The organism is Gracilinema caldarium DSM 7334 (genome assembly GCF_000219725.1).
Taxonomy (GTDB): Bacteria; Spirochaetota; Spirochaetia; order Treponematales; family Breznakiellaceae; genus Gracilinema; species Gracilinema caldarium.
In genome coordinates this window covers 683,983-710,982 of the sequence record NC_015732.1, presented here as the reverse complement: position 1 = coordinate 710,982, position 27,000 = coordinate 683,983, and the positions used below count along the sequence as shown (strand labels likewise).

At 37.2% G+C, this 27,000-nt stretch carries 21 protein-coding genes; 6 read left to right on the top strand and 15 right to left on the bottom strand.

All coding sequences use genetic code 11. The annotated features are described in order from the left end of the window. Positions 1-3: 3 nt before the first annotated feature. Complete coding sequence (locus SPICA_RS03260; protein WP_013968111.1) at positions 4-1,431, top strand: ATP-binding protein; 1,428 nt, start codon at positions 4-6, stop codon at positions 1,429-1,431. A gap of 177 nt (positions 1,432-1,608) precedes the next feature. Further along, positions 1,609-2,688, top strand: a complete 1,080-nt coding sequence (gene arsB / locus SPICA_RS03255; RefSeq protein WP_013968110.1) for an ACR3 family arsenite efflux transporter — start codon at positions 1,609-1,611, stop codon at positions 2,686-2,688. 292 nt (positions 2,689-2,980) lie between these two features. Here arsB and SPICA_RS03250 read toward each other — a convergent pair whose 3' ends face one another. The 10 genes from SPICA_RS03250 to SPICA_RS03210 form a co-directional block, all read right to left on the bottom strand. Then, complete coding sequence (locus SPICA_RS03250) at positions 2,981-3,445, bottom strand: pyridoxamine 5'-phosphate oxidase family protein (RefSeq protein WP_013968109.1); 465 nt, start codon at positions 3,443-3,445, stop codon at positions 2,981-2,983. Positions 3,446-3,778: 333 nt separating this feature from the next. After that, positions 3,779-4,489, bottom strand: a complete 711-nt coding sequence (locus tag SPICA_RS03245; protein ID WP_013968108.1) for a nucleoside-triphosphatase — start codon at positions 4,487-4,489, stop codon at positions 3,779-3,781. A gap of 350 nt (positions 4,490-4,839) precedes the next feature. Next, the gene (locus SPICA_RS15400) at positions 4,840-4,992 is read right to left on the bottom strand and encodes a hypothetical protein (RefSeq protein WP_156789616.1); all 153 of its coding nucleotides are present in this window, start codon (positions 4,990-4,992) and stop codon (positions 4,840-4,842) included. Positions 4,993-5,162: 170 nt separating this feature from the next. Beyond that, the gene (locus SPICA_RS03240; protein WP_013968107.1) at positions 5,163-6,020 is read right to left on the bottom strand and encodes a sugar phosphate isomerase/epimerase family protein; all 858 of its coding nucleotides are present in this window, start codon (positions 6,018-6,020) and stop codon (positions 5,163-5,165) included. Between the two features lie 94 nt (positions 6,021-6,114). Next, the gene (locus SPICA_RS03235) at positions 6,115-7,239 is read right to left on the bottom strand and encodes a hypothetical protein (protein WP_013968106.1); all 1,125 of its coding nucleotides are present in this window, start codon (positions 7,237-7,239) and stop codon (positions 6,115-6,117) included. A gap of 241 nt (positions 7,240-7,480) precedes the next feature. After that, positions 7,481-10,438 carry a right-handed parallel beta-helix repeat-containing protein gene (locus SPICA_RS03230; RefSeq protein WP_013968105.1) on the bottom strand — a complete coding sequence of 986 codons (2,958 nt, stop codon included), beginning with the start codon at positions 10,436-10,438 and terminating at the stop codon, positions 7,481-7,483. A 27-nt stretch (positions 10,439-10,465) separates the two neighbouring features. Further along, positions 10,466-10,975 (bottom strand): hypothetical protein, encoded by a 510-nt coding sequence (locus tag SPICA_RS03225; protein ID WP_013968104.1) that lies wholly within the window; start codon positions 10,973-10,975, stop codon positions 10,466-10,468. A gap of 291 nt (positions 10,976-11,266) precedes the next feature. Beyond that, on the bottom strand, positions 11,267-12,853 hold the full coding sequence (locus tag SPICA_RS03220) for an extracellular solute-binding protein (protein WP_013968103.1): 1,587 nt from the start codon (positions 12,851-12,853) through the stop codon (positions 11,267-11,269). 19 nt (positions 12,854-12,872) lie between these two features. Then, on the bottom strand, positions 12,873-13,766 hold the full coding sequence (locus SPICA_RS03215) for a carbohydrate ABC transporter permease (protein WP_013968102.1): 894 nt from the start codon (positions 13,764-13,766) through the stop codon (positions 12,873-12,875). An 18-nt stretch (positions 13,767-13,784) separates the two neighbouring features. Continuing rightward, complete coding sequence (locus SPICA_RS03210; RefSeq protein WP_013968101.1) at positions 13,785-14,717, bottom strand: ABC transporter permease; 933 nt, start codon at positions 14,715-14,717, stop codon at positions 13,785-13,787. Positions 14,718-14,927: 210 nt separating this feature from the next. Between SPICA_RS03210 and SPICA_RS03205 the strand changes: the two genes are divergently transcribed. Further along, a complete protein-coding gene (locus SPICA_RS03205; RefSeq protein WP_013968100.1) occupies positions 14,928-16,331 on the top strand; it encodes a glycoside hydrolase family 28 protein in 1,404 nt (467 codons plus the stop codon). 80 nt (positions 16,332-16,411) lie between these two features. Here SPICA_RS03205 and SPICA_RS03200 read toward each other — a convergent pair whose 3' ends face one another. Continuing rightward, positions 16,412-17,530, bottom strand: coding sequence for a glycoside hydrolase family 88/105 protein (locus SPICA_RS03200; RefSeq protein WP_041396130.1), 1,119 nt, complete (start codon positions 17,528-17,530; stop codon positions 16,412-16,414). Between the two features lie 79 nt (positions 17,531-17,609). Beyond that, positions 17,610-20,951, bottom strand: coding sequence for a helix-turn-helix domain-containing protein (locus tag SPICA_RS03195; RefSeq protein ID WP_013968098.1), 3,342 nt, complete (start codon positions 20,949-20,951; stop codon positions 17,610-17,612). Positions 20,952-21,068: 117 nt separating this feature from the next. Here SPICA_RS03195 and SPICA_RS03190 point away from each other — a divergent pair, with 117 nt between their 5' ends. Genes SPICA_RS03190 through SPICA_RS03180 form a run of 3 tightly spaced genes read left to right on the top strand, consistent with a single transcriptional unit; the run spans position 21,069 to position 24,235 of the window. Continuing rightward, positions 21,069-22,025, top strand: coding sequence for a bile acid:sodium symporter family protein (locus SPICA_RS03190; RefSeq protein WP_013968097.1), 957 nt, complete (start codon positions 21,069-21,071; stop codon positions 22,023-22,025). Between the two features lie 24 nt (positions 22,026-22,049). Next, the gene (gene uxaC, locus SPICA_RS03185) at positions 22,050-23,486 is read left to right on the top strand and encodes a glucuronate isomerase (RefSeq protein ID WP_013968096.1); all 1,437 of its coding nucleotides are present in this window, start codon (positions 22,050-22,052) and stop codon (positions 23,484-23,486) included. Beyond that, entirely contained in the window at positions 23,474-24,235 is a 762-nt protein-coding gene (locus SPICA_RS03180; protein WP_013968095.1) for an IclR family transcriptional regulator, read from the top strand. Before uxaC ends, SPICA_RS03180 begins: the two co-directional genes overlap by 13 nt. 7 nt (positions 24,236-24,242) lie before the next feature. Here the strand turns inward: SPICA_RS03180 and kduD are convergent, their stop codons facing one another. From kduD to SPICA_RS03165, 3 genes are read right to left on the bottom strand one after another with little or no spacing between them, the layout of a single operon-like run. After that, positions 24,243-25,013: a 2-dehydro-3-deoxy-D-gluconate 5-dehydrogenase KduD gene (gene kduD, locus SPICA_RS03175; protein ID WP_013968094.1), complete on the bottom strand. Its 771-nt coding sequence runs from the start codon at positions 25,011-25,013 to the stop codon at positions 24,243-24,245. Positions 25,014-25,022: 9 nt separating this feature from the next. Then, the gene (gene kduI, locus SPICA_RS03170; RefSeq protein ID WP_013968093.1) at positions 25,023-25,859 is read right to left on the bottom strand and encodes a 5-dehydro-4-deoxy-D-glucuronate isomerase; all 837 of its coding nucleotides are present in this window, start codon (positions 25,857-25,859) and stop codon (positions 25,023-25,025) included. Between the two features lie 39 nt (positions 25,860-25,898). Further along, on the bottom strand, positions 25,899-26,936 hold the full coding sequence (locus tag SPICA_RS03165) for a sugar kinase (protein ID WP_013968092.1): 1,038 nt from the start codon (positions 26,934-26,936) through the stop codon (positions 25,899-25,901). Between the last annotated feature and the right edge of the window lie 64 nt (positions 26,937-27,000).

Here is a 27,000-nt window from a genome sequence, read left to right as displayed (position 1 = left end):
CCTATGATACGAACTGAACAATTAAGCCAGTGGTTACTCAGCCTGGATAGCCTTACCTTTTTTCGGGGTATTCATCAACATAGGCTCATACAAAAATTACAACAACTCTGTGAAAGTCTCATCCCCCTTCTTGAAAAACATGACCACGGCACTAAAACTGTGGAGCCCCTTTCGTTAGCTCAGAAAAGAAGCCTGGTGCAGATCTGGGCCGAATTGTTAGAAACCCTCGTATCCATTACAAAAGTTATACACCTTACCTCTTACCAGAACTTAGACCTGTATACAATCCTCGCAGACCTGGTGCTACAGGACGAAAATGTCCTGACTTTAGCCCTAGAACGTCACCCGGTGCAACAACTCTCACTGGAACTGGCCACCCTTGCTCAAGCCGATCTCGACCGACTTTATGATTTGGCTGGGCTGTCACTGAAAGATTTGACCGATACAGTCGCCTTCTTTGCAGGTCCCGCTTTAACATCCCCTCAGAATCTCTTTATTACCCACAATGATTCCAGAGAACCCCATAGGGTCCTACCGGCTCATACCCCTTGGTCATCTCGCATTACCGAATTGGGAGACTTTATTCGCACTCATGGAGCAGGGATCCTGGGACAACACCATGCTTTTATCTGGAAACAATGGAAACAATCAAGCCACAAAGGACCATCACAGTATTCCTTGTATCCCGTTTTACATGAAGATCCTATTGCCCTTGATGATCTTTCTGGTTATGAAGAGCAACGATCGGTGGTAATAGAAAACACCCGCCGTTTTGTCGAAGGGAAAAGTGCTAATAATATGCTCCTCTATGGGGATCGGGGAACGGGAAAATCGGCCACCGTGAAGGCGGTCTGCAGGGCCTTTGCGGATCGGGGACTTAAATTGATAGAGGTCCGGAAGCGGGATCTAATGCACTTTGAAGAGATTGCGGAAACCCTCTCCGGCCGGGGGCTTACATTTGTACTGTTTATCGATGACCTTTCCTTTGAAGCTACCGATGACACCTTTACGGGTCTTAAGGCATTGCTCGAGGGCGGCCTGGAGCGGCGGCCGGCCAATGTGGTAATCTATGCCACCAGCAACCGCAGGCACCTTGTAAAGGAACACTTTGCAGACCGGCCAACCGCCGCCCAGGCCGCCGAGGCCCTCACCACAGGTGATGTCCGGGCCTTTGACACGATGCAGGAGCAGCTTTCCCTGGCGGACCGCTTTGGTGTCACTGTTGTCTTTACCGCGCCGAATCAGGAAGAATACCTCGCTATAGCAGAAGCCATAGCGGAACGTCGGGGACTTTTAACAACTGAATCTGATCGGGAACGGTTCCGGCAAAATGCGCTCCGCTGGGAAAAGTGGTTTAATGGCCGTTCGCCCCGTACCGCCCAACAGTATGTGGACTGGCTGGCAGGAGGCGAGCTATTCCCCTGGGAATAATCAGGAAACTTCAGGTGTTACAACCTTTCATTTAAAAACATTTCCAGTTCTCAAGATATCATCTTTAAACCTCTGTTTCGTTTATACATATATATTACTTATTTTATAATATATTGACAAAACCACCACTATTGCACAATATGGCAGCACCCGGAGCCTTGGGTTGGGAGGATAATCTTGTCGGAAAAGAGAATCAGCTTCTTTGCAAAATATCTTTCGGTATGGGTAGCACTCTGTATTGCCCTGGGGGTGACGATTGGGGTATTGTTCCCAATCGTTCCAGAAACGCTGGGACGTTTTGAATATGCCCGGGTTTCCATTCCGGTCGCAATCCTTATCTGGCTCATGATCTATCCCATGATGCTTAAGGTTGATTTTAAAAGTATTGTAAATGCGGGTAAAAAACCCAAGGGCCTCCTTATCACCCTGGTGGTGAACTGGCTTATCAAACCCTTCACCATGTATATATTTGCATGGCTTTTCCTGAAAGTGATCTTTAAGCCCTTTATTCCCGATAATCTCAGCACCGAATATTTAGCCGGAGCGGTGCTGCTCGGCGCAGCTCCTTGCACGGCAATGGTGTTTGTCTGGAGTTACCTTTCCGACGGTGATCCGGCTTATACAGTGGTTCAGGTCGCTGTCAATGACCTGGTCATCCTCTTTGCCTTTACTCCGATCGTAGCATTCCTGCTGGGTGTTTCTAATGTACAGGTTCCCCTGGATACATTAGTTCTTTCGGTGGTGCTTTTTGTTGTTATACCTCTTGGAGTCGGATATCTGACCCGATCATTCCTGGTAAAACGCAGGGGGCTCGTCTGGTTTGAGGGAACCTTCATCAACTATTTTAACGGTATTACCGAAGCAGGGCTTCTTTTAACGCTGGTAATCCTCTTCTCGTTTCAGGGGAAAACCATTCTTTCAAATCCTCTGGCCATTTTGCTCATAGCTATCCCCCTCATCATCCAAACCTATTTTATCTTCTTTCTGGGATTCGGAGCTTCTAAACTCCTTAAGATCCCCTATGAAATCGCAGCTCCTTCGGGCATGATTGGGGCTTCTAATTTTTTTGAACTTTCAGTAGCAGTTGCGGTAAGTCTCTTCGGGCTTTCTTCTGGAGCGGCCCTGGCAACTGTGGTAGGAGTGCTGGTGGAAGTTCCTGTCATGTTAAGTCTGGTGGCTATAGCCCGGTCTAAGCGAAACTGGTTCGTTATCAATAATATGGAAGAAAACCTAGAGGAAGAAATAGAGGCAGTGTAAAAAGGTGTACCATGTGGCAGGGGAAATCTGCTGGGCAAAGCGTACTGCAGCACAGAAGCCCCAGGGCGCCGCTCGCTGAAGGTCTCATACATGTCTGGACTACGCCGTACCGGCTACATAAAACAAAAGGCGCCCCTGTGGGCGCCAGTTCTATATAAAACGTTCCCTGCTGGGAACGCACCAGGCTGCAGGCAATTGTGGCCCGCAACTGATTTTAGTATACTGCTTTGGGGACCTTAATGCAAGGCATTCATAAATGCAAAGCATTCATAGGAAGTCGTACCCCCCTTCCCTACATGCTCCCCCGGTTAGCCTTGCCGGTTAATTTTACTATACTGATTTCAACAACTGCTGTCTTTTGAACGACCTGTTCGGGGAGTTTATCTGAAGGAGAGCCAAATTTCCGGTTTAATGCGCAGAGCACTTCATACTTTTTATCGTAATCGGTAACAAAGTTGACAGTTCCCCAGCCAATAACCGATTCATAGTGTGTCGTGCAATCGGCGCCTCGAGATCCTGGATCGATATGATGAGCCCCGGTAACTTCAAAACAGATGCGGGGGTTCCGGTTCAGTACATCAACCTTACGACCTTCCTGAGCCGAATGAAAATAGAGGGCATCCCCAATCCTGACATAATTTAGGGGAACCACATATACTTCATGCCCATCCCAAAGGCCAAGATGAAGAACATCCGATTTGTCGAGGATATGATAGATTTCATGCAGCTCAGTAAGTTCCCGATCGGTCCTTCTCATAGAATCTCCAAAGTATGAGGCCCTGAAACAGCCCTTGTAATAGTTATACTATGTTTTAATATAGCATTCCTGTTAAACTGTTAAAAGTGTTATATACTTTTAACAGGGGGTATACAGAGCGGTCTTTCATGTTTAGCCATTACGATTCATCAACCTATTCCATTCACTACTAGGGCTACCACCACAAGCCTGTCATACTCAAATTCCCAATTCCAGCATGCGGATACATATCAACTTATATCTATTGCACTGAAGTGGCTCTTGCAACCTCGAAAGTAATCATGCTTATTACAGGGGTATCACCATATAGGCTGTCAGATGTAAAAGGGTTTCTCAGCTCAGTTCGGTTATGGTCACCTTATATCCGTGTTTTTGTAAATAGGTTTTAAGCATAGTACACCGGTCCTGGCGCACCGTACAGACAAGTTCGATTGATTCAAGACCCTCAAATTGGTTTAGAGCTATACGTTCAAAAAGTGGCCATAATCCTTGCTGCTTGTTAAGTTCCAGTATACCCAGTTCATCGATAAAGAGATACAGATTAGTATACTGATTTGAAAACTCCATAGCTAACCAGGTGCTAAGCTTTGTAAAAACTTCGGGAAAGAAGACATATCGACCAAGTTTGACAGAATTACTAAGAGCTGCAGTTTCCTCAGTTGTACAAAGGGGCTGTGAAAAAAAGGAAAGGTTTCTCGAAGGTTCATGATAAAACGTTTCTACAGTAAAACCAAGGGCCTTCCCATCGGGGCCGCGCAAGGTTTGTACTTGAGAAATCATGATAAAGAGGCTTGTGTGCAGATCCTCCTTTTGTAAAAGTCTGATGAGTTGATGAAAGGTTGTACGGTGCAGCAGGGTTGTCTTACCTAAACCCTGCATTCCGGTTATAAGGCGGGCTGAACGGTTACATCTGGCTACTTCATCGGGATACTGTCGAGCTTTCTGCGTTGCTGGACAAAGGAGCGTGGTATTCGTTTCATAAGGTGCCACAGATATAAGGGCTCTGATGTACGATTCCAGCGTATCAATATCCTGTATAACCAATTCATCCTCAGTTTCAATAGTAATAACCTAGCACCCGGCAAATACTGATGTAAGGGAATCGCCTTGAGGAGCTTGTGCGATGAGCGGAATGGTAGTGGCTGAGAAAAGCACCGGGTGTCCAGGGATAACCCGCTGTACCTGCAGGTGGCGTCCCTGGATAGAGCTGGAAGCTTGTAGAGCCTGCTCCTGCTCCTATATTCGGTCTACAAGGGATCTATACACAGGCCGTATTGTGATGGGAATGGAAGTCTTGATGTTATTTTCGGTCATTCTATGAAGCTGTTTTGTATACCAGCCAGCCTGGATCAGGGGCATGTCTCCATGAACGATAAAAAACCATGGACTCTGTATCAGTTCTCATTTCGGACTACAAGCACACCAGGCCATTGGGTATAGCGGAATTCCAGTTCATCGCCCCGGAAACCCGTAACAAGCAGGACTCTGCAGCCAGCATTCAGAGCGGAGAAAACTGCGGCATCGACGAGCCATGGTTCTTCGTTCATCTCCCAGTGGGCATATGTTTACGTCGGGATGCGCCGGCAGCACAGACAATACAGTCTGCCACTGGTACCATGGGTTCATCAATATGGTTATTTTCTATTGTGTAAGTAATGTTGCTACAAGAATAGTATAAGGTATAGTTAACATCTCACCATGTTGAAATTATACATGCTTAGCAGGTGTCATCCCAAAGCTTTTGCAAATAGGCTCTTGTCTTCGCAATAAATCTTGGATCAATATCTTCTATTAAAACTGGAAGGCCTTCGAGTTTAAACCTTTTCATACGCCTGAAGACTCCAGCCCAGTCAAGCTCTCCAGTACCTGCTGGTAACGATTTGGACTTGACTGGGCCACAGGATCCTTCACAAAGGATATAATCTTTAGCATGGATGGCAATAATTTTTGAACCAAAAGATTCAAAGCATTCATCTAAAAATGCATCCTGTAAACGAATTCCTGTTTCGGGAACTAGATTCACGGGATCAAAAATAACACCGAGGGCTGGGGAATCTATTTCATCTAGAAGTCGTTTCACTAAAGCTGGGGATTGGATTGTATGTTTTTCAGCGACTGGTTCAATTCCTACAATCACAGGCCCAATGTTTTCAGCATACCGGACCAACCGAGTGATTGAAATAACTAATTGTTTAAATGTTGCATCAGATAAGGTTTCAGGATGATAGGAACAATCAGGTTGAACTGAACCGGTTTCTGTTCCTACGATAGCACAACCCATATTGGGTGCCCAGGCTAGATGATCTTCGAAACGAGCGAGGGCTTTTGTTCGCTCATTAAGATCCGGATGTACCGGATTAATATAACAGCCAAGTACTGCTATTTGTAAATTCTGCGAATTAAAGGCTGAAACAATTGCGGGAACATCTGTTATGCCAGGACTTGCTGGTGATTCTGGTAAAGCTTTTGAAAGAGCCAGCTGCACACATTCCACACCGGTTTTAGCTATATCTTGGGCTAATTCTTCAGGTGCTTTTTTACCAAAATCATGGGCTCTACAACCAAATCGTATCATACTTATATAACCATATCATAATACATGAGGGGCTGTATATCTATAGATGATATACAACCCCAATGAAAAAGGCTCTTGCTGTTTTTAAATCAAATTAAAACTTAATTCTGAAAACAACTGGGAAATCTAGTATCTTGGTAGTATCACCACTTTTTGGATCGGTTAATTTATAACGCATACCAATATCGATAGCAGCACCTTTCTGTGCGTTTAAAGTAATACCAGGTCGAATGGTGAATACATTTCCATTCCAAGCTAGATTATCACCGGAAAAATTACTATTAGCAATCATAAAACAGGGAACAAAAGTATCATTGATTTTATATGATACATTTAACATATCATAGATAATCATATATTTATCTGCAAAGGAGATGTTGTTATGAGTGGTTATAGAAATATTATTCATAACAACATATCGAGCCCTCATTTCTGCAGCATGCATATTCTGTGAAGATGTTTTAAAGTTATAATTTCCAGAATAACCAACCGTAAGTGTTAGGTCCTTTACAATAATAGGGCTTACAAAGAAACCGAAATTACCTATATTTTCGCCATTCATTACAAAGGAAGCATTCACATCACCCATATCTTTTATTTTATATCCACCACGAACACCAAAATAATCTTTTACCATATAATTTTTATAATTTGGATAAGTAGATGTATCATTCGTGTTACCAGTGGAAAAACTCAATGTAAGTGCATCTTTAATATAATCTGCAGCAAATTCAACTTCCCATGGTGTCAGGTTATCTGTTTCTTGAGTAACTGCAACAGTAATATCCCCCTCGTTCCCAGCTTTTCTTGTTATAACACCATATTTCAAATCCCACAAACCACCAAAGTTGCTTGAATCACTGGTCACTCTATTGGCATAACGATGATCCCATTCGCCAGCAGTGAGTTTTATATCACCAAACTTCATCCAACCATAATAATCATCTACTACAATTGTGCCTCCATTACTTGAATCAATAAAATCACTTCCTTTTAAGGACACCTTTGCACCTGCCATTTTATCAGTAATTTCTATACCAAAGGTATCCGTATTACTGACACCTAAGTTCATACTTTTATTATTTTCACTCTCATCTAAATCAATAGTACCAAGACTTCCACTTGTTCGAGCATACAACGATAGTTTTGGTGTCTGAGCAAAAACTATTGTACCTACAGAAATACTGAGTAATAGTACTAAGGATACAATCTTTTTCATACAAATCCCCTTTGTGTTTGTACTGTGATTTCAGATCAGTAGATGATCTGTGTAGTGTGATAACTACATATTTATGATGTGATGCTTTTTGTATATTTTGCAGTTTAATTTTTTGATTATTCAGACTTTTTCAAAACACTGTTTCATTTTCAATCACTATTGAGTTTATAGTATTTTAGCACTGGTAATGCTAAAGCAGAAGCATTACCAGCGCTGAAATATTTTTAAAGTATAGAGATTATTAAAATTGAGCGCCCAAACCTTGTAATTCTTTTTTATTTATCTGAAATAAACCTTTTATATTGATTTTTCCATCTTTTTGAATCTCTGGATTTAATGTACAATCCACTGTAGTAAAAATATCTAGGTTAATTTGTTGACCTTCACTATTCTTCGCCATAGCACCATTCCAGAGGAAATTAGTCCTACTTTCTATTTCAGGCATTTCACGATAAACATCACTTATACCACCTTGTAATGAAATACTATTCTTAACAATAAATGATCGTATACTATCACCTTTCCCATATAAATTAATATTAGCACCCTTATTTGCATAGGCTGTACAGTTTTCAATGATAATTGCTGGATTAGAATTACTCGTAATTCCACTTGTTCCATTACAATAAGCTATACTATTCCGAAGTATGTGCGGAACAGCTATACCATCTCCACCCATTTTAAAACCATTACCGTCCCCATTACCACTTCCATCTGACAATGAGCCATTTTTATAAGAAACACAATTTTCTATTACTACTGGACTTATTGGACCTGTTTCAATTTTAGAAAACAGGTCCCATCCATCATCAATATTATGGTGAGCTATACAATATTTAAAAATATTACCTTTTCCTACTGTAAGTTTAGCAGCAAAACCGTCTGCATTATTAGACGCAGGATCCTTGTTATCATAAGATTCGCAACTGATAATTTGGTTATATTTCGGCCATTTATCACTTTTTTCTGTACTGAAACCACTTATTTGTAGACCCGTATCACCACATTGATAGGTCTTTACAAATCGGATAATATTATTATTTCCTGCGACCTGTAAACCTTTGACATCTCCTGGAGTATTCCTTATATCTATACTGTCAATAATCCAATAATCACCTGATAACATAAATCCACTGGCCTTTGCATTACTTCTACTAAAATCGATTATAGCGCGTTCTCCATTAACAGAACGAAAGATTTTATATTGTCGATTTGTACCATTATTTCCTCTTTCGATTGTTATAGTTGATGTGGGATAATATACACCACCTGCTAATAATATCGTTTGACCAGGGCGTACGAAATAGAGTGCTGTAGAAAGATCTAATGGGCTATCCTTTGTTCCTTTCCCAAAAGGTGTTCCCATTGTGCTCACAAATAGGGTATCACCTTGATAATAATGATACAAGACAGAATGATTGATATAATAGGGTAAGTAACTTTCAACCAGAGCTTTTTTTTCATTATCATAACGGCCCATGACTTTATTATCACCTGGTTTAAATGTTTTATCAGGTATAAATTCGACAATAAAATCATTATTACCTTTTAACAGTGTGATATTTTTAATATAGTCTTGATTAGCTTGTATTATTGCATCTTTTATTAATGCATTACCCTTTCTATCTTTTACTGTTAAACGACCATTTGCATTTGCATTAAATATAAAAGGATATAAAGGTTCGGTATAAGTTGAAGGTGAATCTACCTTTGCAATTAATGGAATAATTTCTGGTGGTTCAACTAAACCCGGAGGATCTTCTGCCACATTTGTAATTTTAAAATCAACATCCTGAATAGTAACATTACAACCCCGTGCTACCGCAAAACCAACATAAATAGTATTTGTATCTAGTACTTGTAATTTCTTTGGATCATATAAAATATATTCAGTTATATCCGTTTCACCTGGATACTGTTTTTTATATATTGCATGGTATCCAGTATTATCTTTTTTTAAGGTAAGTCTATAAGAATCACCTTTTTTAATCAAATCTGACTGATCATAACTAAAAGCATAAGAAGCACTTCTACCATTTTGGGCAATTCCAGAATCACCTGATTCAATGATTTGTCTCGTTAATCCGGTAACGAATCGGGCACCTAAAGTATCTTTACTTGTTTTCTTTACTCCATTTATAACTTCTTCAAATTTTGTTGCAATAACACCTGCCGAATTAGTATAATGATTTGAGCTATTATTACCATATTCCCCTAGACTATCTAAAGCCAACAAACCAAAGCCTTCCTGACCATCAGGTTGTGGATTTATATAATCAACAATAAAGGTTGCTGATAATTCAAAATTTTCTGTATTTGCGTTTGTTTTTGTATAATAAAAAGAAATTCCATCATGAAATGTTGTAAATTTACCGCCTTTTTGATCTATCTGACCAGATTCAGAATTTACAGTACATGAAAATAGGCTAAATTTAAAGGAATCTTCATCAATCATTTTAAAAGTATTTACATCTGATTTTGTTGATTGACCAAACCAAGTAAAATACCATTCTCGCTCTTGTATATCTCGTACAGTTTTTTGGACTTCTTTTGTAAGTACTATTTTACTATTTTTAATAAGATTCAAGGAAAAAGCATACTTACTTCCAACATTTAAATTTTTAATTAAATACTCCATACTATTTCCTGATGCATTAAGCTGTATTATTTCACTTTTACTATTATTTCTTAAATCGCTTGATTCTTGTACTAGTCGATAACTTATTTCATATAACTCTATTTCTGGAATAGTATCCCATCGCAATAAAACACTTCCATTCTTATTATTTAATATTTTCAATGCTGGCGATTGAAATGGTAGTTCATATTGGTAAATTGCATCTAACGAACGTTTATTCTCATTCTCACCTACTCGAGTTGCTTCAACATAAAATTTATATATACCACTAGATACAGGTGTAAATTCTACTGATTTTATGGGACGATTCGTTTTTCCCATTATTTTAGTTTGTAGTATTAATCCTTGTTCATTAATCATATATATCGATGCACGATCCGCTCCATTAAAACTTAAATCCATTTCATAATTAACAACAATATTTTTGGGATTATCTTTATTTACTTGTATAGAAATAATACGTGGATTAGCAACATCTTTCCATTCCAATCTATTTTCATCAGCTATAATTACTGCTATTGTATGAACCAATAATAACACTACAAACCAAAATCTTTTCATATAAATCTGCCTTAATATTCTTTTTGACTATTCTGTCTTTTGATTAATTTGATATATATTAATTCCACCACTTTTTGAGTAAAGCAAAAATAATCCAGCATTGGGCACATTAAAATGACACATACCAGCTTTTGTTCCCAAATCAGGTTCTGCATTGCCTTCACTTACTATATTACCATCAACCGCATTAACTAATACTAATATTCTCGTATCTGTCTTGCTGCTACTATTACAGTAAACAGTTAATTGCCCCTTCTTTGTTAAATTAAGAACTATTGCTCTATATTCTAAGGTTCCTGATCCGTTCAATTTAATTCGATTGTTGAATACTTCACCATCAACCGATTCTCGAGGAACATCCATAGCCTCTATTGAAACAGCTTTATCAGGTTTTGCTAATATTTTAACATCACCAACTATTTTTACATTAGTTACTTGCTCATTGTTTAAATCATTAGCACTGATAATAACCTGTGACATAACAGGAATTGATAAAAATAATGCAAGACCTATAATTATTACAAATTTTTTAACCATAAGAGCATCCTCCATAAGTTTAGTTAGCTTATTATAATTCCATGTAATAGTATTAGGCAGTTATATTTTTTAACAAAAACGTACTATTTATAAGCTTATAAGCAATCTTAATGAGAAAATACATGATAAAGATATACTTTAAATGTTTAGTATATAAGCATGTTCATATAGGTATTATTTTACTTTTCAAAAATTATCACTAATATCTATTTGGCCTTTCTGCTTAAAAATAAAAAAGGAGCAGAGCAATACACTCTGCTCCTTTTATTATAATATGATATTATATTATCATTATTTTAAAAGTCCTTTAGCCTTTGCAGTTTCAATTCCAGCCTTTTCCCACTCAAGGCCGCCAAGTTTATCGAATTCTGCAAGCCAGGCTTTCCAGTTTTCTTGAGTCAACTGACGGGCACCAATTGCAAATTCGACAACACCCTGTTCATAAAAACGTTTCAAGTCTGCAGAGGGTGGTGGTAACGTATCAGATCCAACACCATTTACCCAAGGTCTCTTTTGCATGTCACGTAATACAGTTAATGCACTCATAGTTTTTCCAGAATAAGGTGCTTTATATGTAGGATAACGAGATTTTAATTCCACATCACTATTATAAAATACCATATTTCGTAGCTGAGTAAGAGGCTGAATCTCTGGTTTACTGAAACCTTTTGAAGGATCAGGAATTCCATTGACTGTAGGTACACCATCCGGACCTATTATATAATTTACTCCTTCTTTTCCCCAACCTAACAAATAGTATCCTTCATCTGAAGCCATCCATTCTAACAATTTTGCTATCGCAGGTCCTTTACCAGCTTTCATTGCTTTAGCTGAAATCGCATAAATACGATAGCTTTGAGTATATACCCCAACAGCTTGATATCCCTTTGGCCCTTTTGGAGGATCTACTACAATCCATTCACCATTCGGGAAATTTTTGTCGAAAGGTGTATAGTTTGATTCTGATGCAAAGGCTGCATTCTGTTCTCTCATAATTCCAAAGCGGCCCTGTTTCCATGCTGCCCGGAAATCATCTTTTTTATAGCTGACCCAGTTTGGATCTATAACCTTTTCATCCACCATTCTTCGAACATAACTAAGGGCATCATAATACTCTGGACGGCGAACATTGAGACCAGGATTCTTCGCAGAAAGATTCCATGTTCCAGCAACGCCAAAAGCTCCAAAAATAGGATCAAAGCGGCGGCCTAAACCTTCTTCATAATTATAGGTTTCGATAAATGCACCAAAACCATAGGTATCATTTTTACCATTACCGTCCGGATCATTAAGTGTAAAGGCTTTCATTACTTGAAATAATTCTTCTGTAGTTGTCGGTATCTTTAGTCCTAATTTTTCCATCCAGTCTTTACGGATAAGAAGACCTTCATTTTTTGCTATTGAACCAGGATCTGCGAGGCCATAAGATTTTCCATTTACCGTTGTAAAGGCTCTACTATCTTCATCATAATGCAGTTTTGTCCGATTAGGCATTAAAGGGTACAAATCATCTACTGGTGCAACAAGGCCCTGTTTAATCAGATTAGTCCAAACATCACGACTCACCATGAACAAATCTGGTAATGCATTGGCTGCGGCTGCAGTATTGATTTTGACATCCTGATCACTGGTACTACTTGGTAAAGCAGTGAGCTTTAAATCAATATTAAGCTTTTCCTTGATTATTTTTAAAGCTTCCCAATCAGCAGGAGGCGGCCCTGCTTCGGTAACAGCAGCTCCGTACCAAAGTTCAATAGAAATTGGTCCACTACTTGAGGCTGCTGATCCCTTCCCATCACTCTGACCTTCCGCAAATACATCAAGAACTGATGCACTGAGGAGAAGCAAACAAAACATTACTGATAAGATCCGTTTCATATCTACCTCCTTAAAACGGTTATCCTTTTAAACTTCCAAGGAGTGTCCCCTTGGTAAAGAACTTCTGAATAAATGGATAGGCAAATACCATTGGCATAGCGGCCAAGAAAACACTTGCAGCTTTTATTGAATGTATAGAAGCTTCGCCAAAGGCATTTACTTCCAAAAACTCATTCATACCACTTGCTAATAAAATATTACGTAACAAAATCGGTAATGGTTGTAATTTCGCATCATTTAGATAAATTAACGCGTGAAGAAAATCATTCCAGAAGGATACCCCATAATATAATCCTATGGTTAACAATATTGGTTTAGAGAGAGGTAATATAATACGTAAAAGTATTGTTAATTCTGATGCACCATCAATTCGAGCAGATTCTTTCAAGTCTTCAGGAATACCTTCAAAAAATTTTTTCATAATAATCAAATTATACGTACTTACAGCAACAGGTAAGAACACAGCAGCAAGTTTATTAGTCAATCCAACTTTTGTAACAACCAGATAGGTCGGAATTAATCCAACATTAAAGAGATACGGAATGAGAACCATGATGTTAAATATTTTAATGCCTGGTAATTGCCGAATTGAAAGACCATAAGCCATGGGAACAGTAAAAAACAATGCTGTGATTACGCCAAATAATAATATTTTAAAACTATTACTAAAAGCTAACAGAAATCCTCTATTCCCAAGCAATGCATGATATGCTGCGGTAGACCATTTCCAGGGGGGCAGAAACATTCCTTCCAAATTAGATCCAATAAAATAATTAGGTCTAAAAGACAATGTAATAGTGCTCCATAATGGGATAGCCACAATTAACAATAAAAATACTATAAATACATCGATTATCCCATAAAATATCATGTCATTTGTTGTCAATCTAATTTTATGTTTCATTGCTGGCATCTTGTAAAAGGCTCCTTTTTAAAACATTGCAGAATCTGATATTTTCTTTACTAAATTATTTGCCAGTATCACCATACACATACCAATTACTCCTTTAAATAATCCTACTGCAGTTGCTAGTCCAAACCTAAATTCAAGTAAGCCCTGACGATAAACCCAGGTATCAATAATATCAGCAACGCTATACACAGGGACTGAATACAACATAAATATTTGGTTAAAACCTGCATCCAAAACAGTTCCCAATCTTAAGATTACAACTGTAATAATAACAGGAGAAATAATTGGTATAGTAATATACCTAATACGCTGAAAAGCAGAGACTCCTTCGACAGCAGCAGCCTCAAATAATGTAGGGTCTATTGCCATTAATGCAGCAATAAAAATAATGGCACTCCAACCCATTTCTTTCCATGCATCAGAAAATATGACAATCCATGGGAAATACTTTGTATTTGTAAGAAAATCTATTGGTTGACCACCCAAATATTTAATAATATCATTTACAATACCATCGCCCGGCGCAAGCAGAACTAATAGAATCCCATAAACAATAACCCATGACAGAAAGTGAGGAAGATATGATAAGGTTTGTACAATTTTACCTAGTTTTGGGTGGTTCGTTTCATAAATCATAATAGAAAGAATAATTGCAACAGGTACTCCAACAATCAGTTTACCAAAACTATAAAAAATTGTATTTCGCAATAATTCCCAAAAATAAAAAGAATTAAAAAAGGCCTTAAAATTGTCAAATCCTACCCACTTACTTCCCCAAACACCATCAAGAGCCATATAATTTTTAAAAGCAATCTGACCATTAACAATGGGACCATATCTAAATAATAGAAAATAAAGGATAGGAAGAAGCATCAGCAGGTATATTGGCATATATCGACGCAGTTGTTTGCTTATGCCTCGATGTTTAGCCAATGGACTCATATTACTCATATTTCTCTATATCACTCCTTGCTATAAAATCAGTAACTATAATAATATACTAAATTATAAAAATATTCCGAAAGTTTTTTGGACAATTCCGACATATTTCTTTATTGTTCAGAAGCTCGTACAAATATAACGGAATTGTTCAAAAGGTTTCCGTTTAATTTTAAGATGTTTTCTTTATTATTTTTTAAAAATTCATTATAAGGATGTTATATGGAAATTGTACTACAGGGACATCAAAATTGTACTACAGGTAATATAATACAGGATGATTCCATCCTATTAAGATCCGCTATAAAAAAACTTACATCCGTCGGTGGTGGAATATTAAAATTAACTTCAGGTGTTTTCTTTTCAGGGCCACTGCAACTCTATTCGAATATACATTTATACATAGAGGAAAATGCTACACTTACATTTAATGCAGACTTTAGTTTATACAAACCTGTATGGACCCGTTGGGAAGGTGTAGAATGTTGGGCAATGCACCCTCTTATATTTGCATCCAAGGCTGAGAATATTACCATTGCAGGATCTGGTCATATTGATGGAAACGGTGAACCATGGTGGAACAGTCTATGGCAAGCCAAAGCTGAGAAAAGAACGCATCCTAAATATCCATATGAATTACAACTGGCAGATCTTAATAAAGATTATAGAAATCAACCTTCTGGTGGCGGTGGAAGGGAACTACAATTTCTCCGTCCGCCCTTAATACAATTTCTTAATTGTAAAAACATAACACTGCAAAATGTAACACTACAGAATTCACCTTTTTGGAACACCCATTTTGCATTCTGTTCTGATTGTACTATAACCGGTGTACATTTTATTAATCCGAAAGAAGCTCCTAATACTGATGGACTCAATATCGATTCTTGTTCATCTATTACAATTCAAAATTGTACTTTTGATGTAGGAGATGACTGCCTTGGTCTTAAATCTGGTTCAGGTGAAGATGGTATTCGAATTAATAGACCTACAGAAAATATACTAATAGATAGTTGTACTATGAAAAATGGTCATGGTGGGGTTGTAATTGGCAGTGAAACCGCAGGTGGTATAAATAATATCAAAATTACCAATTGTAGTATGGAAGAGACAGATAGGGGCCTTCGAATTAAAACTCGACGAGGAAGAGGGGGTGTTATCGAAAATATAAGACTAGAGCATTGTTATATGAAAAATATTTTATGCCCCCTTGTAGTAAATTGCTATTATGGTCCCGGCGGACCAAAATCATCTTCACCAATATTCAGTCTAGATCCTCAACCTCTTTCAGCAACTACACCTAAGATTCAAAATATTTATATTTCTCATCTGATCGCAGAACATTGTAGAGCCGCAGCAGCATTTATAGTCGGCCTTCCAGAACAGCCAATTAAAAATTTATACATTTCTGAATGCAAGTTCATTTTAGATGATATCAACATTCAGACTACTGAACTTGCAGCTATGTATCGTGGTTTACCTAAAGCCTCAGGAAGGGGTGTCCGATTACGAAATATAAACGGTATTATAATTAACCAAACAAAAGTTATCTTCCCCACTACAGTAAATGAAATGAGAGAGCCCTATCTTTTAGAATCGAACATCATTGATTGCACTCTTCAATAACATAATAATTGCATCTCCAGGGAACTTCCATTAAAAAAGAATTGTTAATTTACATATTAATTGTTCCCTGGAGTTAATTATTATAGTTTTGCTAGTTCACAGGCGGCTAATAAATAAGGCCCTACACCTTTAAAATCGTCTGCAACTACAGGCTCACTGATATAATAAGAAAAGGAACCATCTCGGTAAGGAGTACCGCCAAGACCTGCAACTTTACAGATACCCTCAAGATGGCTAAAGCCTTGATTATCCTTTCGAATCCTATTAGTAGACAACGCTAAAAATGCATCTTCTGCATGCTTTATATACAAGGTTTCATCAAGCATACCTAACCGTATTCCCTTTGCGATAACATAACTAAACATGGCAGAACATGATGTTTCTAAATAATTCCCCTCTCTTTCTACAAGATCAAGAATTTGGTACCAAAGTTTCGTTTTTGGATCTTGAAATGTTATAATATTCCTACATAATTCTTGGAATATTTTTATTAACTCTGTATAATAGGCATTCGTTCGACCTATTACTTCTAAAACATCAGCCAAAGCCATACAATACCAGCCCAGAGCTCTTCCCCAAACATATGGAGATTGGCCGGTGACTGAATCTGCCCATAGCTGAAATCGTTTTTCATCCCAAGCATGTCGCAATAAACCATTTTTCATGTCATAGGTCTTATTCTTAATATCAATTAGGTTCTTACACACTTTAGCAATACAGCCTTCATCGCCAGTTATTTGTCCCCAACGAGCAACAAATGGCCCATACATATATAAACCATCTAACCAAATTTGATAAGGATATATTTTTTTATGCCAATATCCACCGGATTCAGTTACAGGATGTTCATGTAATTGATTGATAAGTGTTATACATGCCTTTTCATATCGATTGTCATGTGATTCAATAAATAATTCAAGAACAATCTTACCAGAATTAATTTGGTCAAGATTAAACTCGTCTTTTTTATAACCATTGATAATTCCTTCGTTATCAATTAAGCAATCTATTTGTTGTCTAACATACTCATTAAATGTAGGCTTATTAAATGTTTTGCCAATATGCCAAATAGCTAATAACAACAAACCTGTCTCATAGTTCCATTTTAAGGAGCCAATAGGGTTTACAGCAATCATAGTATTTGCAATATTAATTGCATTGTTTTCTATGATTTTTTTATCCAGACTCATTTCTTCCATACACTCCTGCATAATATTGATGTTTAATGTAGTTTGTCAGATAAAGATTATGCAGGCCATTTTTTGTATTATTCCGTACTTATTGCTTCTTTTTTCTAAAAGCAAGGGGACTTATGCCTACTATTTTTTTAAAAACCCTACAAAAATAAGCTTGATCTGAAAAACCCACATTTTCGGCAATCTCTGCAATTTGTTCAGATGTCTCTTTCAGTAATATTTTTGATGTATGTATTCTTAGTCTTATAATATAATCCCATGGTGTTAAAGCCATTTCTTTTTTAAAAATACGTGATAAATAATCTTCACTAATATGTACATAATCAGCTAATTTCCACCTTAAAATTACATCTTTTAAATGCTCATTTAAATACAACACAGTTTTCTTTACCATTCTTCCTGTATAAGCAGATAAAAAATGAGAGCCTAATAAAATATCATAGACTAAACTTTTAAATTCATCAGGAGTATATATACCATCGTTAATAAGTAATAATCGTTCTCTATCTAATATGGGGTCAATTATCTGACTTGTAAGAAGCGAATCACATATAATAAGTGTTGGTATATTTTGAACAGTATGCTGTATAAAATTAAATATTTGATCATATATATCTTGATTTGCTGGAATGATAAACAGATCAAAACTATATTTTTCTTTATATAAATCATGTAACGCTTTACTATTATCAACAATATATATTTCTATTACCGGATCATTCGCAAAATAACTAGTAATCATATCAGACATATCTTTCTTCAGATCATAGAGAACAATTTTTTTCCCAACTTTTTTATCAACTAGATGCTGATCTAGTAATGATACAATAGAATCCCACACATAAACAGGCTCGTTAGTTCTAGGGAAAAGCAGAAATGGTATTTTTCTAAATTGTTGATTTTTTAAAATATTATATATAATTGACATATTATCTTTATCGATGTAATCTAAAAATATAATTAACAAACCAGGATTCTGTTGCTCATTTATATTTTTAAGTAAATCCATTGGATTAACCCATATATATTCAACATTATTAAAATATAAATATGGTTTAAGATTTTCAAATCGATGTGAATCTCCTAATATATAAATTGTGTTACTTTTTATAGTTTGCATTACACCTTCACTGCAAGGGAATGGGAAACGCATTTTCCAGAAAAGACCTGTATCATCATGAATACATTCAACAAGTCCAGCATGTCCTGCAATTATTTTTTGGATTAACAATTTAGTTGTTTCAAGTTCAAAGCCATACTTATTTATCTGTTCTTTATCTTCTATATAATTTCGAAATGTTATATTTATTCCATTATTAGTATAATTTATTTCAATTTCGTTTTTTAACCCAAAAGAACTAAGTAAATTAAAGGCTCGCAGTAACTTTTCCTCATCACCATACAACAAAGGGTTTAAATTCTCTGGATAATTTAGATTTTGAACATTTTTAGAAAATAATGATAATAGTGTAATATATCTGTTTTGAAAATCAAAATCACCAACTTCCGCTCTTGATAATTCAATTAAGGCCATCAAAAGTGATTTTTGTCGTTTTAATTTTTCATTTATTTCTTTAACTTTGCTATCAAGTTTATCTTCATCATGTAATTTTAAAATATTTACTATTTCTTCAGAGACAACATCAAGAGGTTGTAAAAGTTCTGTACTAACGTTAGCCAAAAAAGCACTTTTTAATTTTTCTGCCTTTAATGCATCTGTTTGAGCACGCTGTATACTATCTAAGTGACGTAAACTTATAATACTTTTCGACAAAGCATGACGTATTTCTTCATATATTGATGCTACAGGTTCTCCAACCTTAATACAAGCCCAGCCTAAGAATTCCTTAGAAGCAACTAAAGGCTCTACTATCCATACACCTGAAAGATCAGTTTGAAAAAATGGATTTGGTAATATTTGGTCCGATTGGTCAATAAGAGCATTATCTAAACTAAGAGGGCCAAAATTATCAAATCCAGCAATACAAACGGCTTTACCATCAGTTTTTATTTCGACTACATATGCCCTTGTAATACCAAGTTCACGGAGATGAACGTATAGAATCGATGATAAATCCTTACGATTTTGTATATTTATAAGATCTCGCTCGAGACCTCGTATAACAATCCATAATTTGTCCATTTTCCATTGATATTTCTGATGAGATCGAACAAGTGCTTCTGCAAGAAGTATTCTTGCAATATCTAAATATTTTTTTATTTTATTTTGTAAAATAGTACCTAATTTTTGTTCTGAGGCTAACAACAAATGCGTAATTACTTCCTGCCATCTGGAAATATCCATTTCGTTATTAATTTGCCGCTCCAGAATTGTTTCAAAATATTCTATGAATACTGTGTTTCCATTTTTCACAGAATTCTCTAAACTTTCGAATAAAGGATTAATCCAGGCAAATATTTCTTCTTGTTCAGCGTTTAAAATTTTTATACAATTTTGAGATTCAATTAAAATAAAATCTTCTAAATGTTTAATATTATCTGAATCCAAATAATTGGCTTTAATTATATTCTTATATGAATCCAGTATTGGAATACAACCACAAGATCTTCTTATTATTAAAGAACCATGCAAATATTTTCTGTATGATTTTTCTTTTATCTTTTCAAGCTTAATAAGCTCTCTAATTGCAAAAAGAGCTTGTTCTTTAATAGGTGAATGAACTGTCGTAAACGGAGGAAAAGCTATTTGACTTTCAAGAGAATTATTAAAACCTCCAGCCAATAAATCCTTAGGTATTACATATCCTCTTCGTTGCAATACCTGTATGGCTTGGTATAACTGTAAATCGCTAGAAGCAATAAGCGCTTTAAAATCTTTACCAGGAATCAATTTTCTTTTATCGATTAATTCTAATATTGCCTGCTCACCTTCAGACCAGTCATACGGTGAAGTTATAAGATCTTCTCTGAGAGATAGATTGTTCTTAACATGAAAATCTCTAAACATCTTAAGCCGATCTTGAGCGGAACCATGTTCTGCTGGTCCTTGAATAAAGGCAAATTCTTTAATGTTATGTGATCTATAAAAATGTTCAAGCAAAGGAAACATCGCTTGATAAGCATCTATTGAAACCGATGGGATACCTGGAATCTCATGAGACATGGTAACTATTGGCATTGTATTAAATTGATAATGAAACGCAGTGAGTTTTTCATGATTTACAAAGGCACCAATACTGGAAGCCCAAGAAACAACACCATCAAAACCTTTAATTACTTTTTCGTATATTTTATTTTGTAATCGCTCATCTATATCAGGGGCATCTATTCTACCACCGGGAAATAACCAGATACTTTTTTTTATTTGTTCAGCTTCTTTCACAAAGGCTGGTAAAAGTGATATGGCAGATCCAGAATGAATATTAGCAAGAATAAATGCAATCTTATCAATATCCTTATGCATAGCATTATTATTGTTATAACATTCAGAAAAATGCAAGTTATTTTAAGTATTGTCCTATACTTGACAAGTCTCATAATATGTTTAATTATGAAATTATATTTCATTATTCAGGATTGTATGAAAAACATTGGTTTACATGTCAATCAATGGCTTGAAACACACATGCCTTTCTTAACTCCTCTAGGAGTTGCAATAGGTTTCTTATTCTCTTCTGTGTGTGGTACATTTCGTCCAGCAATTCCTTTTCTTTTTGGGATAATGACCATTTCTAGTGCATTAAATTTGCATTTTAATGAATTATTGTCTGTCTTTACAAAACCAAAGTCTCTTATCATCTTTTTTACCAATGCTCATATTATTATGCCTGTGGTAAGTTTTATCTTTACCAGCCTAATTAATTCAAATAACTCTTCATATATTGCTGGATTTGTACTTCTTTTTTCCACTCCTACCGCTGTTTCTGGATTTATTTGGAATAGTATTAATAAAGGCAATAATGCTCTTTCTTTGAGTATTATTCTCCTGGATACGATTCTATCCCCCCTGGTTGTACCACTTACAATCTATCTGCTGATTGGTAAATCCATATCAGTTTCATTAATCGATATGGCTTTTTCCCTAATGTTAATGATTGTTATACCCACAATTCTAGGAATTATAATCAATGAAAGCAGTCATGGACGAATTCCCAACCAAATCAATCCTATACTAAAACCTGTTTCAAAGTTATGTTTAATTATGGTTGTAGCAGCCAATAGTGCGGTTCTGTCTCCTCAGGTACACTGGAGCGATCCAAATGTCTACTGGATAGGCTTTCAAGCAGTAGTATTAGGCATGTTTGGCTTTTTTCTTGGTGATGTCGCTGGTAAATGGGAAAAAGTCTCCCAAGCTGAAAAAACAACTTTTATTTTTTCTATAGGTCTACGAAATATCAGTGCCGCCGCAACCCTTGCGATAGCGTTTTTTCCTTCTGCTGCAGCACTACCAGCAATTCTTGGGATGATTTTTCAACAAAGCCTTGCATCCTTTGCAGGTGAAATTTTCATAAAAAGAAAAGCTTGTTACCATGTATAATGAAGAACAAAGAGGAGGATTATAATGAAACATTTTATGAACAAGGATTTTTTATTACAAACTAAAACAGCCCGATGGTTATATCATGAGGTAGCAAGTCAAGAACCTATTTTTGATTATCATTGCCATTTAAATCCACGAGAAATTGCAGAAAATCGAAGGTTTACCAACATTACCCAAATATGGCTTGGTGGTGATCATTATAAGTGGCGGGCAATGCGTTCGAATGGAATTGACGAGCGATATATAACCGGCGATACGCCTGATTACGAAAAATTTCTTGCCTGGGCGAGAACTATTCCACAAACAATCGGGAATCCTCTTTATCATTGGACTCATTTAGAATTACAGCGCTATTTTGGCATCACAGAACCGTTGGATGAAGCAACAGCACTACAAATTTGGGAAAAGGCTAATCAGGCTCTTAAAGAAAATTCTGAACTCTCAGTGTTTGGTATTTTTAAAAAGTTCAATGTATACGCTGTAGGTACTACCGATGATCCTGCGGACAGTTTAGAATGGCACGCGGTCCTTCAACAAGAGAAACAAACAACAACTAAAGTACTTCCTTCTTTTAGACCCGACAAGGCTATACATTGTCATCAGAAAGGATTTGCTGATTATATTCAACAGCTTGGGAAAGCTGCTGGAATTTCGATTACCAATCTTACGGATCTTCTTTCGGCTCTTGAAAAACGGATGGATCATTTTAATAAGCTTGGCTGCAGGGCTTCGGATCATGCACTTGAATACCCGCCCTTTACATTAGCAACTAACGGAACCGTTGGATCACTGTGGGAAAATGAGGTTGATACAATATTTAAGAAAGCTATGACAGGTGAAAAACTCACCATAGAAGAAACTGATCGTTATCGGACATTCATCCTCGTTTATCTTGGGAAAGCATATAAAAAACGAGGTTGGGTTATGCAATTACATCTTGCAGCCCTTCGTAACAACAATAGCAGGCGTTTTATACAGTTTGGACCAGATACAGGTTTTGATGCGGTTCATGATCATCCAGTAGCGGCAAATTTATCTGGCTTGCTCGATTTGATGGATCAACATAATAACTTGCCCAAAACAATACTCTATAGCTTAAATCCAAAGGACTATTATACCATTGGAACCCTTATGGGGTGCTTCCAGGGTGATGAAATTCCTGGTAAAATCCAGTTTGGTTCAGCCTGGTGGTTCTGTGATCACAGGGATGGTATGGAAGAACAGATGCGAGTTCTTGGGAATCTTGGTCTGTTACCGCGTTTTGTTGGCATGCTTACCGATTCACGAAGCTTCCTTTCCTATCCCCGACATGAATACTTTCGCCGTATACTCTGTAACATGTTGGGACAATGGGTAGAGGATGGTGAAATTCCAAGCGACCGAAGATTGTTATCATCGATTGTTCAGAACATAGCTTTTAGAAATGCAAAGGAGTATTTTGAAGGATGGCAAACTTAAAAAATATAAGTGCGGTCGAACGGACTTTTAAGATTCTGGAACAACTGTCTCAAGTTTCAAGTACAAGTTTAGAGAATCTTGCCCGTACAAGCCATATAGCTAAACCAACGGTGTATCGTTTCCTGATGACATTAAAAGAGCTTGGATATGTCAAAAAGGATGAAGGAGACCGTTGGTTCCTCACAATGAAGTTATTTTCTGTAGGATCCCGTGCACTAGATCATATCCAGTTACCGATTGTTGCCAGACCAATATGTGAAAAATTATCAGAAAGACTGGGTGAAACAGTTCACATGGGTATACTCGATGAGAATGAAGCTCTGTATGTTGTAAAGATTGAATCTCGATACACAATACGTATGTATTCCAGGGTTGGTAAACATATCCCCCTCTATTGCACCGCTATTGGAAAAGTTCTTTTAGCTTATATGGAAGAAAAAAAACAAAAACAAATAATGCAAGAATTAAAATTGGTTCCCTTTACCCCCCATACCATAAAAGCTAAAAAGCAACTTCTTTCAGAGTTAGTGAATATTCGTAATAATGGATTTGCTCAAGATCGGGAAGAACATGAAGAAGGGATAACCTGCATCGCAGCACCGATTTTCGATTCTTCTAACGAAATTGTTGCAGCAGTCAGTGTTTCCTGGCCAGTTTTTCGCTTTTCCACTGAACAACTAGAAAGTAATATTAAAGAAATACGAGGGGCTGCCATGGAACTAAGTCGCATCCTTGGCTACCTCTCGTAAGACAACTTTACCGTCCCAACCACCCACCATCAACCGCTAATGTATGACCATGAACATAATCCGAGGCTTGGGAAGCAAGGAATACAACCGCCCCTGCTAGATCCGATGCATCACCCCATCGGCCAGCAGGAATACGAGCTAAAATTTCCTGACTTCGTTGCGGATCTTTTCTGAGCGCTTCCGTGTTATCTGTAGCCATATACCCCGGAGCAATAGCATTTACATTAATCCCGTATTTAGCCCATTCATTAGATAATGCCATCGTTAGTCCACGGATACCGCTTTTGCTTGCAGTATAGGAGGGAACACGAATTCCACCCTGGAAACTCAGCATACTGGCAACATTGATGATTTTTCCTTTAGACTTATGCTCCACCCAAAACCTTGCCGCAGCCTGACTTAAAAAGAAAACCGTTTTCAGATTCAGATTAATTACTTCATCCCACTCAGATTCCAAAAAAGCAAGTGCATCATTTCTTTTAATAATACCTGCATTATTAACAAGAATATCAATCTTACCCAATCCTTGTATTGCCTTATCCATGATATATGGAATCGGCTGTGTACTTCGTAAATCTGCAGAAATGTAGATAAAACGGCGACCCGTATTGGTCACCATACCTTCTGTTTCTCTTGCATCAGGTGATGCACTCACACCAATAATATCAGCACCAGCCTGAGCTAGAGCTATTGCCATAGCCTGACCAAGTCCCCGATTACAACCCGTTACAAGGGCAACCTTTTCATCAAGACGAAACTGTTGTATACTATCAACCATATCAAAATCCTATTTCAAATCTTCCGGCTTTACAAAATCCATATCATCAAAGGTCTGATTTTCCCCAGCCATTGCCCAAATGAATGTATACGAGGCAGTTCCAACCCCAGAATGGATGGACCAGCTTGGTGAAATTACAGCCTGTTCATTGGCTACAACTAGATGCCTCGTTTCCTCAGGACGACCAAAGAAATGGAAAACCCGTGTATCCTGTTCCATATCAAAATAAAAATAAGCTTCCATCCTGCGTTCATGGGTATGACAGGGCATCGTATTCCACACACTTCCTTTGGAAAGAATAGTCATCCCCATAACAAGCTGACAGCTTTTACAGACCGCAGGATGGACATACTGATAAATCGTCCGTTCATTACTTGTTTCAGAACTCCCCAATTTTTTGGGATTAGCCTGATGTAAGTTAATGGTAACCGTAGGATAGGTTTGATGAGCCGGGGCACTGGCCATATACCATTTTGCAGGGTTTGTAGGATCTTTGGATTCAAAACGAACATACTGGGTTCCCATTCCGACATAAGCGCCTTCGCTTTTTGTAAGATCATAGACTGCTCCATCGATGACAAGTCGCCCAGGGCCACCTATATTGATGAGTCCCAGCTCTCTACGTTCAAGAAAATAGGTGGTGCCCAACTCTTTATCCGCTTCAAGTTCCAACGGTTTTTCAATTGGCATTGCACCACCAAATATAAGCCTATCCTGATGGCTATAGGTCATCCGTAGCTCTCCTGGGGTAAAAACTTGCTCGACCAGAAAATGTTTTCGTTGTGCTTTTGTATCATACTGTTTTGCATCTTCTGGATGATTTGCATAGCGAATATCAAATTGCATATTTTTCTCCTTATAGAAACTCTGTTTCAGCTCCTATTATTATCTCTGGACTCTTCCAGAACCGTCTCCTTTCATGAGTGCTTCAATTTCTGAAAGACTCGCAAGGTTAAAATCACCGGGTATAGAATGTTTAAGAGCTGATGCAGCTGCTGCAAAATTGATAATGTGTTCTTTATCTTCAGGAAAATGTAACATTCCATAGATAAGACCTGCAGCAAAACTATCACCGCCTCCAACTCGGTCAATTATATCGGTTATTTCATATTTCCGAGAAACCGCTACACACTCTTTTGAAATTAAAAGCCCAGACCATCCATTATAATCTGCAGAATGGCTTTCTCGTAATGTTATAGCTATAACAGATATTTGAGGGAAATCTTGTAAAACAGCCGATCCTAATTTTTTATAATATTCTATGTCTAAAGATCCGTTCGTTATATCAATGTTACCCATAGTAATTCCAAGACAGCGCTGTATGTCTTCTTCGTTTGCAATGAGAACATCAATATAACTAGTTATTTCACGCATCACCTCAGATGCTTTTTTCCCATAGTTCCACAGCTTTTTCCGATAATTTAAATCCAACGAAACGGTTGCACCGGCGGCTTTTGCTTCCTGAACCGCTGTTAAGGCTGTATCCGCAGCAGATTGCGAAAGGGCAGGAGTAATACCAGTAATATGAAACCAATTTGCCTTGTTAAGAATATCTTTCCATGGAAAATCTTGAGGCATAACATGAGATATACATGAATGATCTCGATCATATACCACATTACTTGGCCGCTGATTCGCACCAGTTTCTAAAAAGTAAATACCCATTCGGCCAGCAGTTTTCTTTATATGCTCAACATTCACACCATATTTTCGCAACTCTCTAATAGCCCCTTCACCAATCGGATTTGAAGGAACTGCAGTAACAAATAGGGCTTGCTCACCAAGATGCGCAAGTGATACAGCAACATTAGCTTCACCACCACCAAAAGTAGCCTCAAACATTGGTGTTTGAAAATAACGTTCATGCCCAGGAGTTTTTAAACGAAGCATTATTTCACCAAAGGTAACAATGGTATGGGCCATATAAGAGCCTCCTTTCATCAATATTAACAAAATAATTAGTAAGTTTCTTTTATAGTATACGGAT

Excerpts from the sequence above, each read along its gene's own strand:
- SPICA_RS03260 (WP_013968111.1), top strand. The coding sequence starts at position 4 with ATGATACGAACTGAACAATTAAGCCAGTGGTTACTCAGCCTGGATAGC.
- SPICA_RS03250 (WP_013968109.1), bottom strand. The coding sequence starts at position 3,445 with ATGAGAAGGACCGATCGGGAACTTACTGAGCTGCATGAAATCTATCAT.
- SPICA_RS15400 (WP_156789616.1), bottom strand. The coding sequence starts at position 4,992 with ATGAACGAAGAACCATGGCTCGTCGATGCCGCAGTTTTCTCCGCTCTG.
- SPICA_RS03240 (WP_013968107.1), bottom strand. The coding sequence starts at position 6,020 with ATGATACGATTTGGTTGTAGAGCCCATGATTTTGGTAAAAAAGCACCT.
- SPICA_RS03235 (WP_013968106.1), bottom strand. The coding sequence starts at position 7,239 with ATGAAAAAGATTGTATCCTTAGTACTATTACTCAGTATTTCTGTAGGT.
- SPICA_RS03230 (WP_013968105.1), bottom strand. The coding sequence starts at position 10,438 with ATGAAAAGATTTTGGTTTGTAGTGTTATTATTGGTTCATACAATAGCA.
- SPICA_RS03225 (WP_013968104.1), bottom strand. The coding sequence starts at position 10,975 with ATGGTTAAAAAATTTGTAATAATTATAGGTCTTGCATTATTTTTATCA.
- SPICA_RS03220 (WP_013968103.1), bottom strand. The coding sequence starts at position 12,853 with ATGAAACGGATCTTATCAGTAATGTTTTGTTTGCTTCTCCTCAGTGCA.
- SPICA_RS03215 (WP_013968102.1), bottom strand. The coding sequence starts at position 13,766 with ATGCCAGCAATGAAACATAAAATTAGATTGACAACAAATGACATGATA.
- SPICA_RS03210 (WP_013968101.1), bottom strand. The coding sequence starts at position 14,717 with ATGAGTAATATGAGTCCATTGGCTAAACATCGAGGCATAAGCAAACAA.
- SPICA_RS03205 (WP_013968100.1), top strand. The coding sequence starts at position 14,928 with ATGGAAATTGTACTACAGGGACATCAAAATTGTACTACAGGTAATATA.
- SPICA_RS03200 (WP_041396130.1), bottom strand. The coding sequence starts at position 17,530 with ATGGAAGAAATGAGTCTGGATAAAAAAATCATAGAAAACAATGCAATT.
- SPICA_RS03195 (WP_013968098.1), bottom strand. The coding sequence starts at position 20,951 with ATGCATAAGGATATTGATAAGATTGCATTTATTCTTGCTAATATTCAT.
- SPICA_RS03190 (WP_013968097.1), top strand. The coding sequence starts at position 21,069 with ATGAAAAACATTGGTTTACATGTCAATCAATGGCTTGAAACACACATG.
- uxaC (WP_013968096.1), top strand. The coding sequence starts at position 22,050 with ATGAAACATTTTATGAACAAGGATTTTTTATTACAAACTAAAACAGCC.
- SPICA_RS03180 (WP_013968095.1), top strand. The coding sequence starts at position 23,474 with ATGGCAAACTTAAAAAATATAAGTGCGGTCGAACGGACTTTTAAGATT.
- kduD (WP_013968094.1), bottom strand. The coding sequence starts at position 25,013 with ATGGTTGATAGTATACAACAGTTTCGTCTTGATGAAAAGGTTGCCCTT.
- kduI (WP_013968093.1), bottom strand. The coding sequence starts at position 25,859 with ATGCAATTTGATATTCGCTATGCAAATCATCCAGAAGATGCAAAACAG.
- SPICA_RS03165 (WP_013968092.1), bottom strand. The coding sequence starts at position 26,936 with ATGGCCCATACCATTGTTACCTTTGGTGAAATAATGCTTCGTTTAAAA.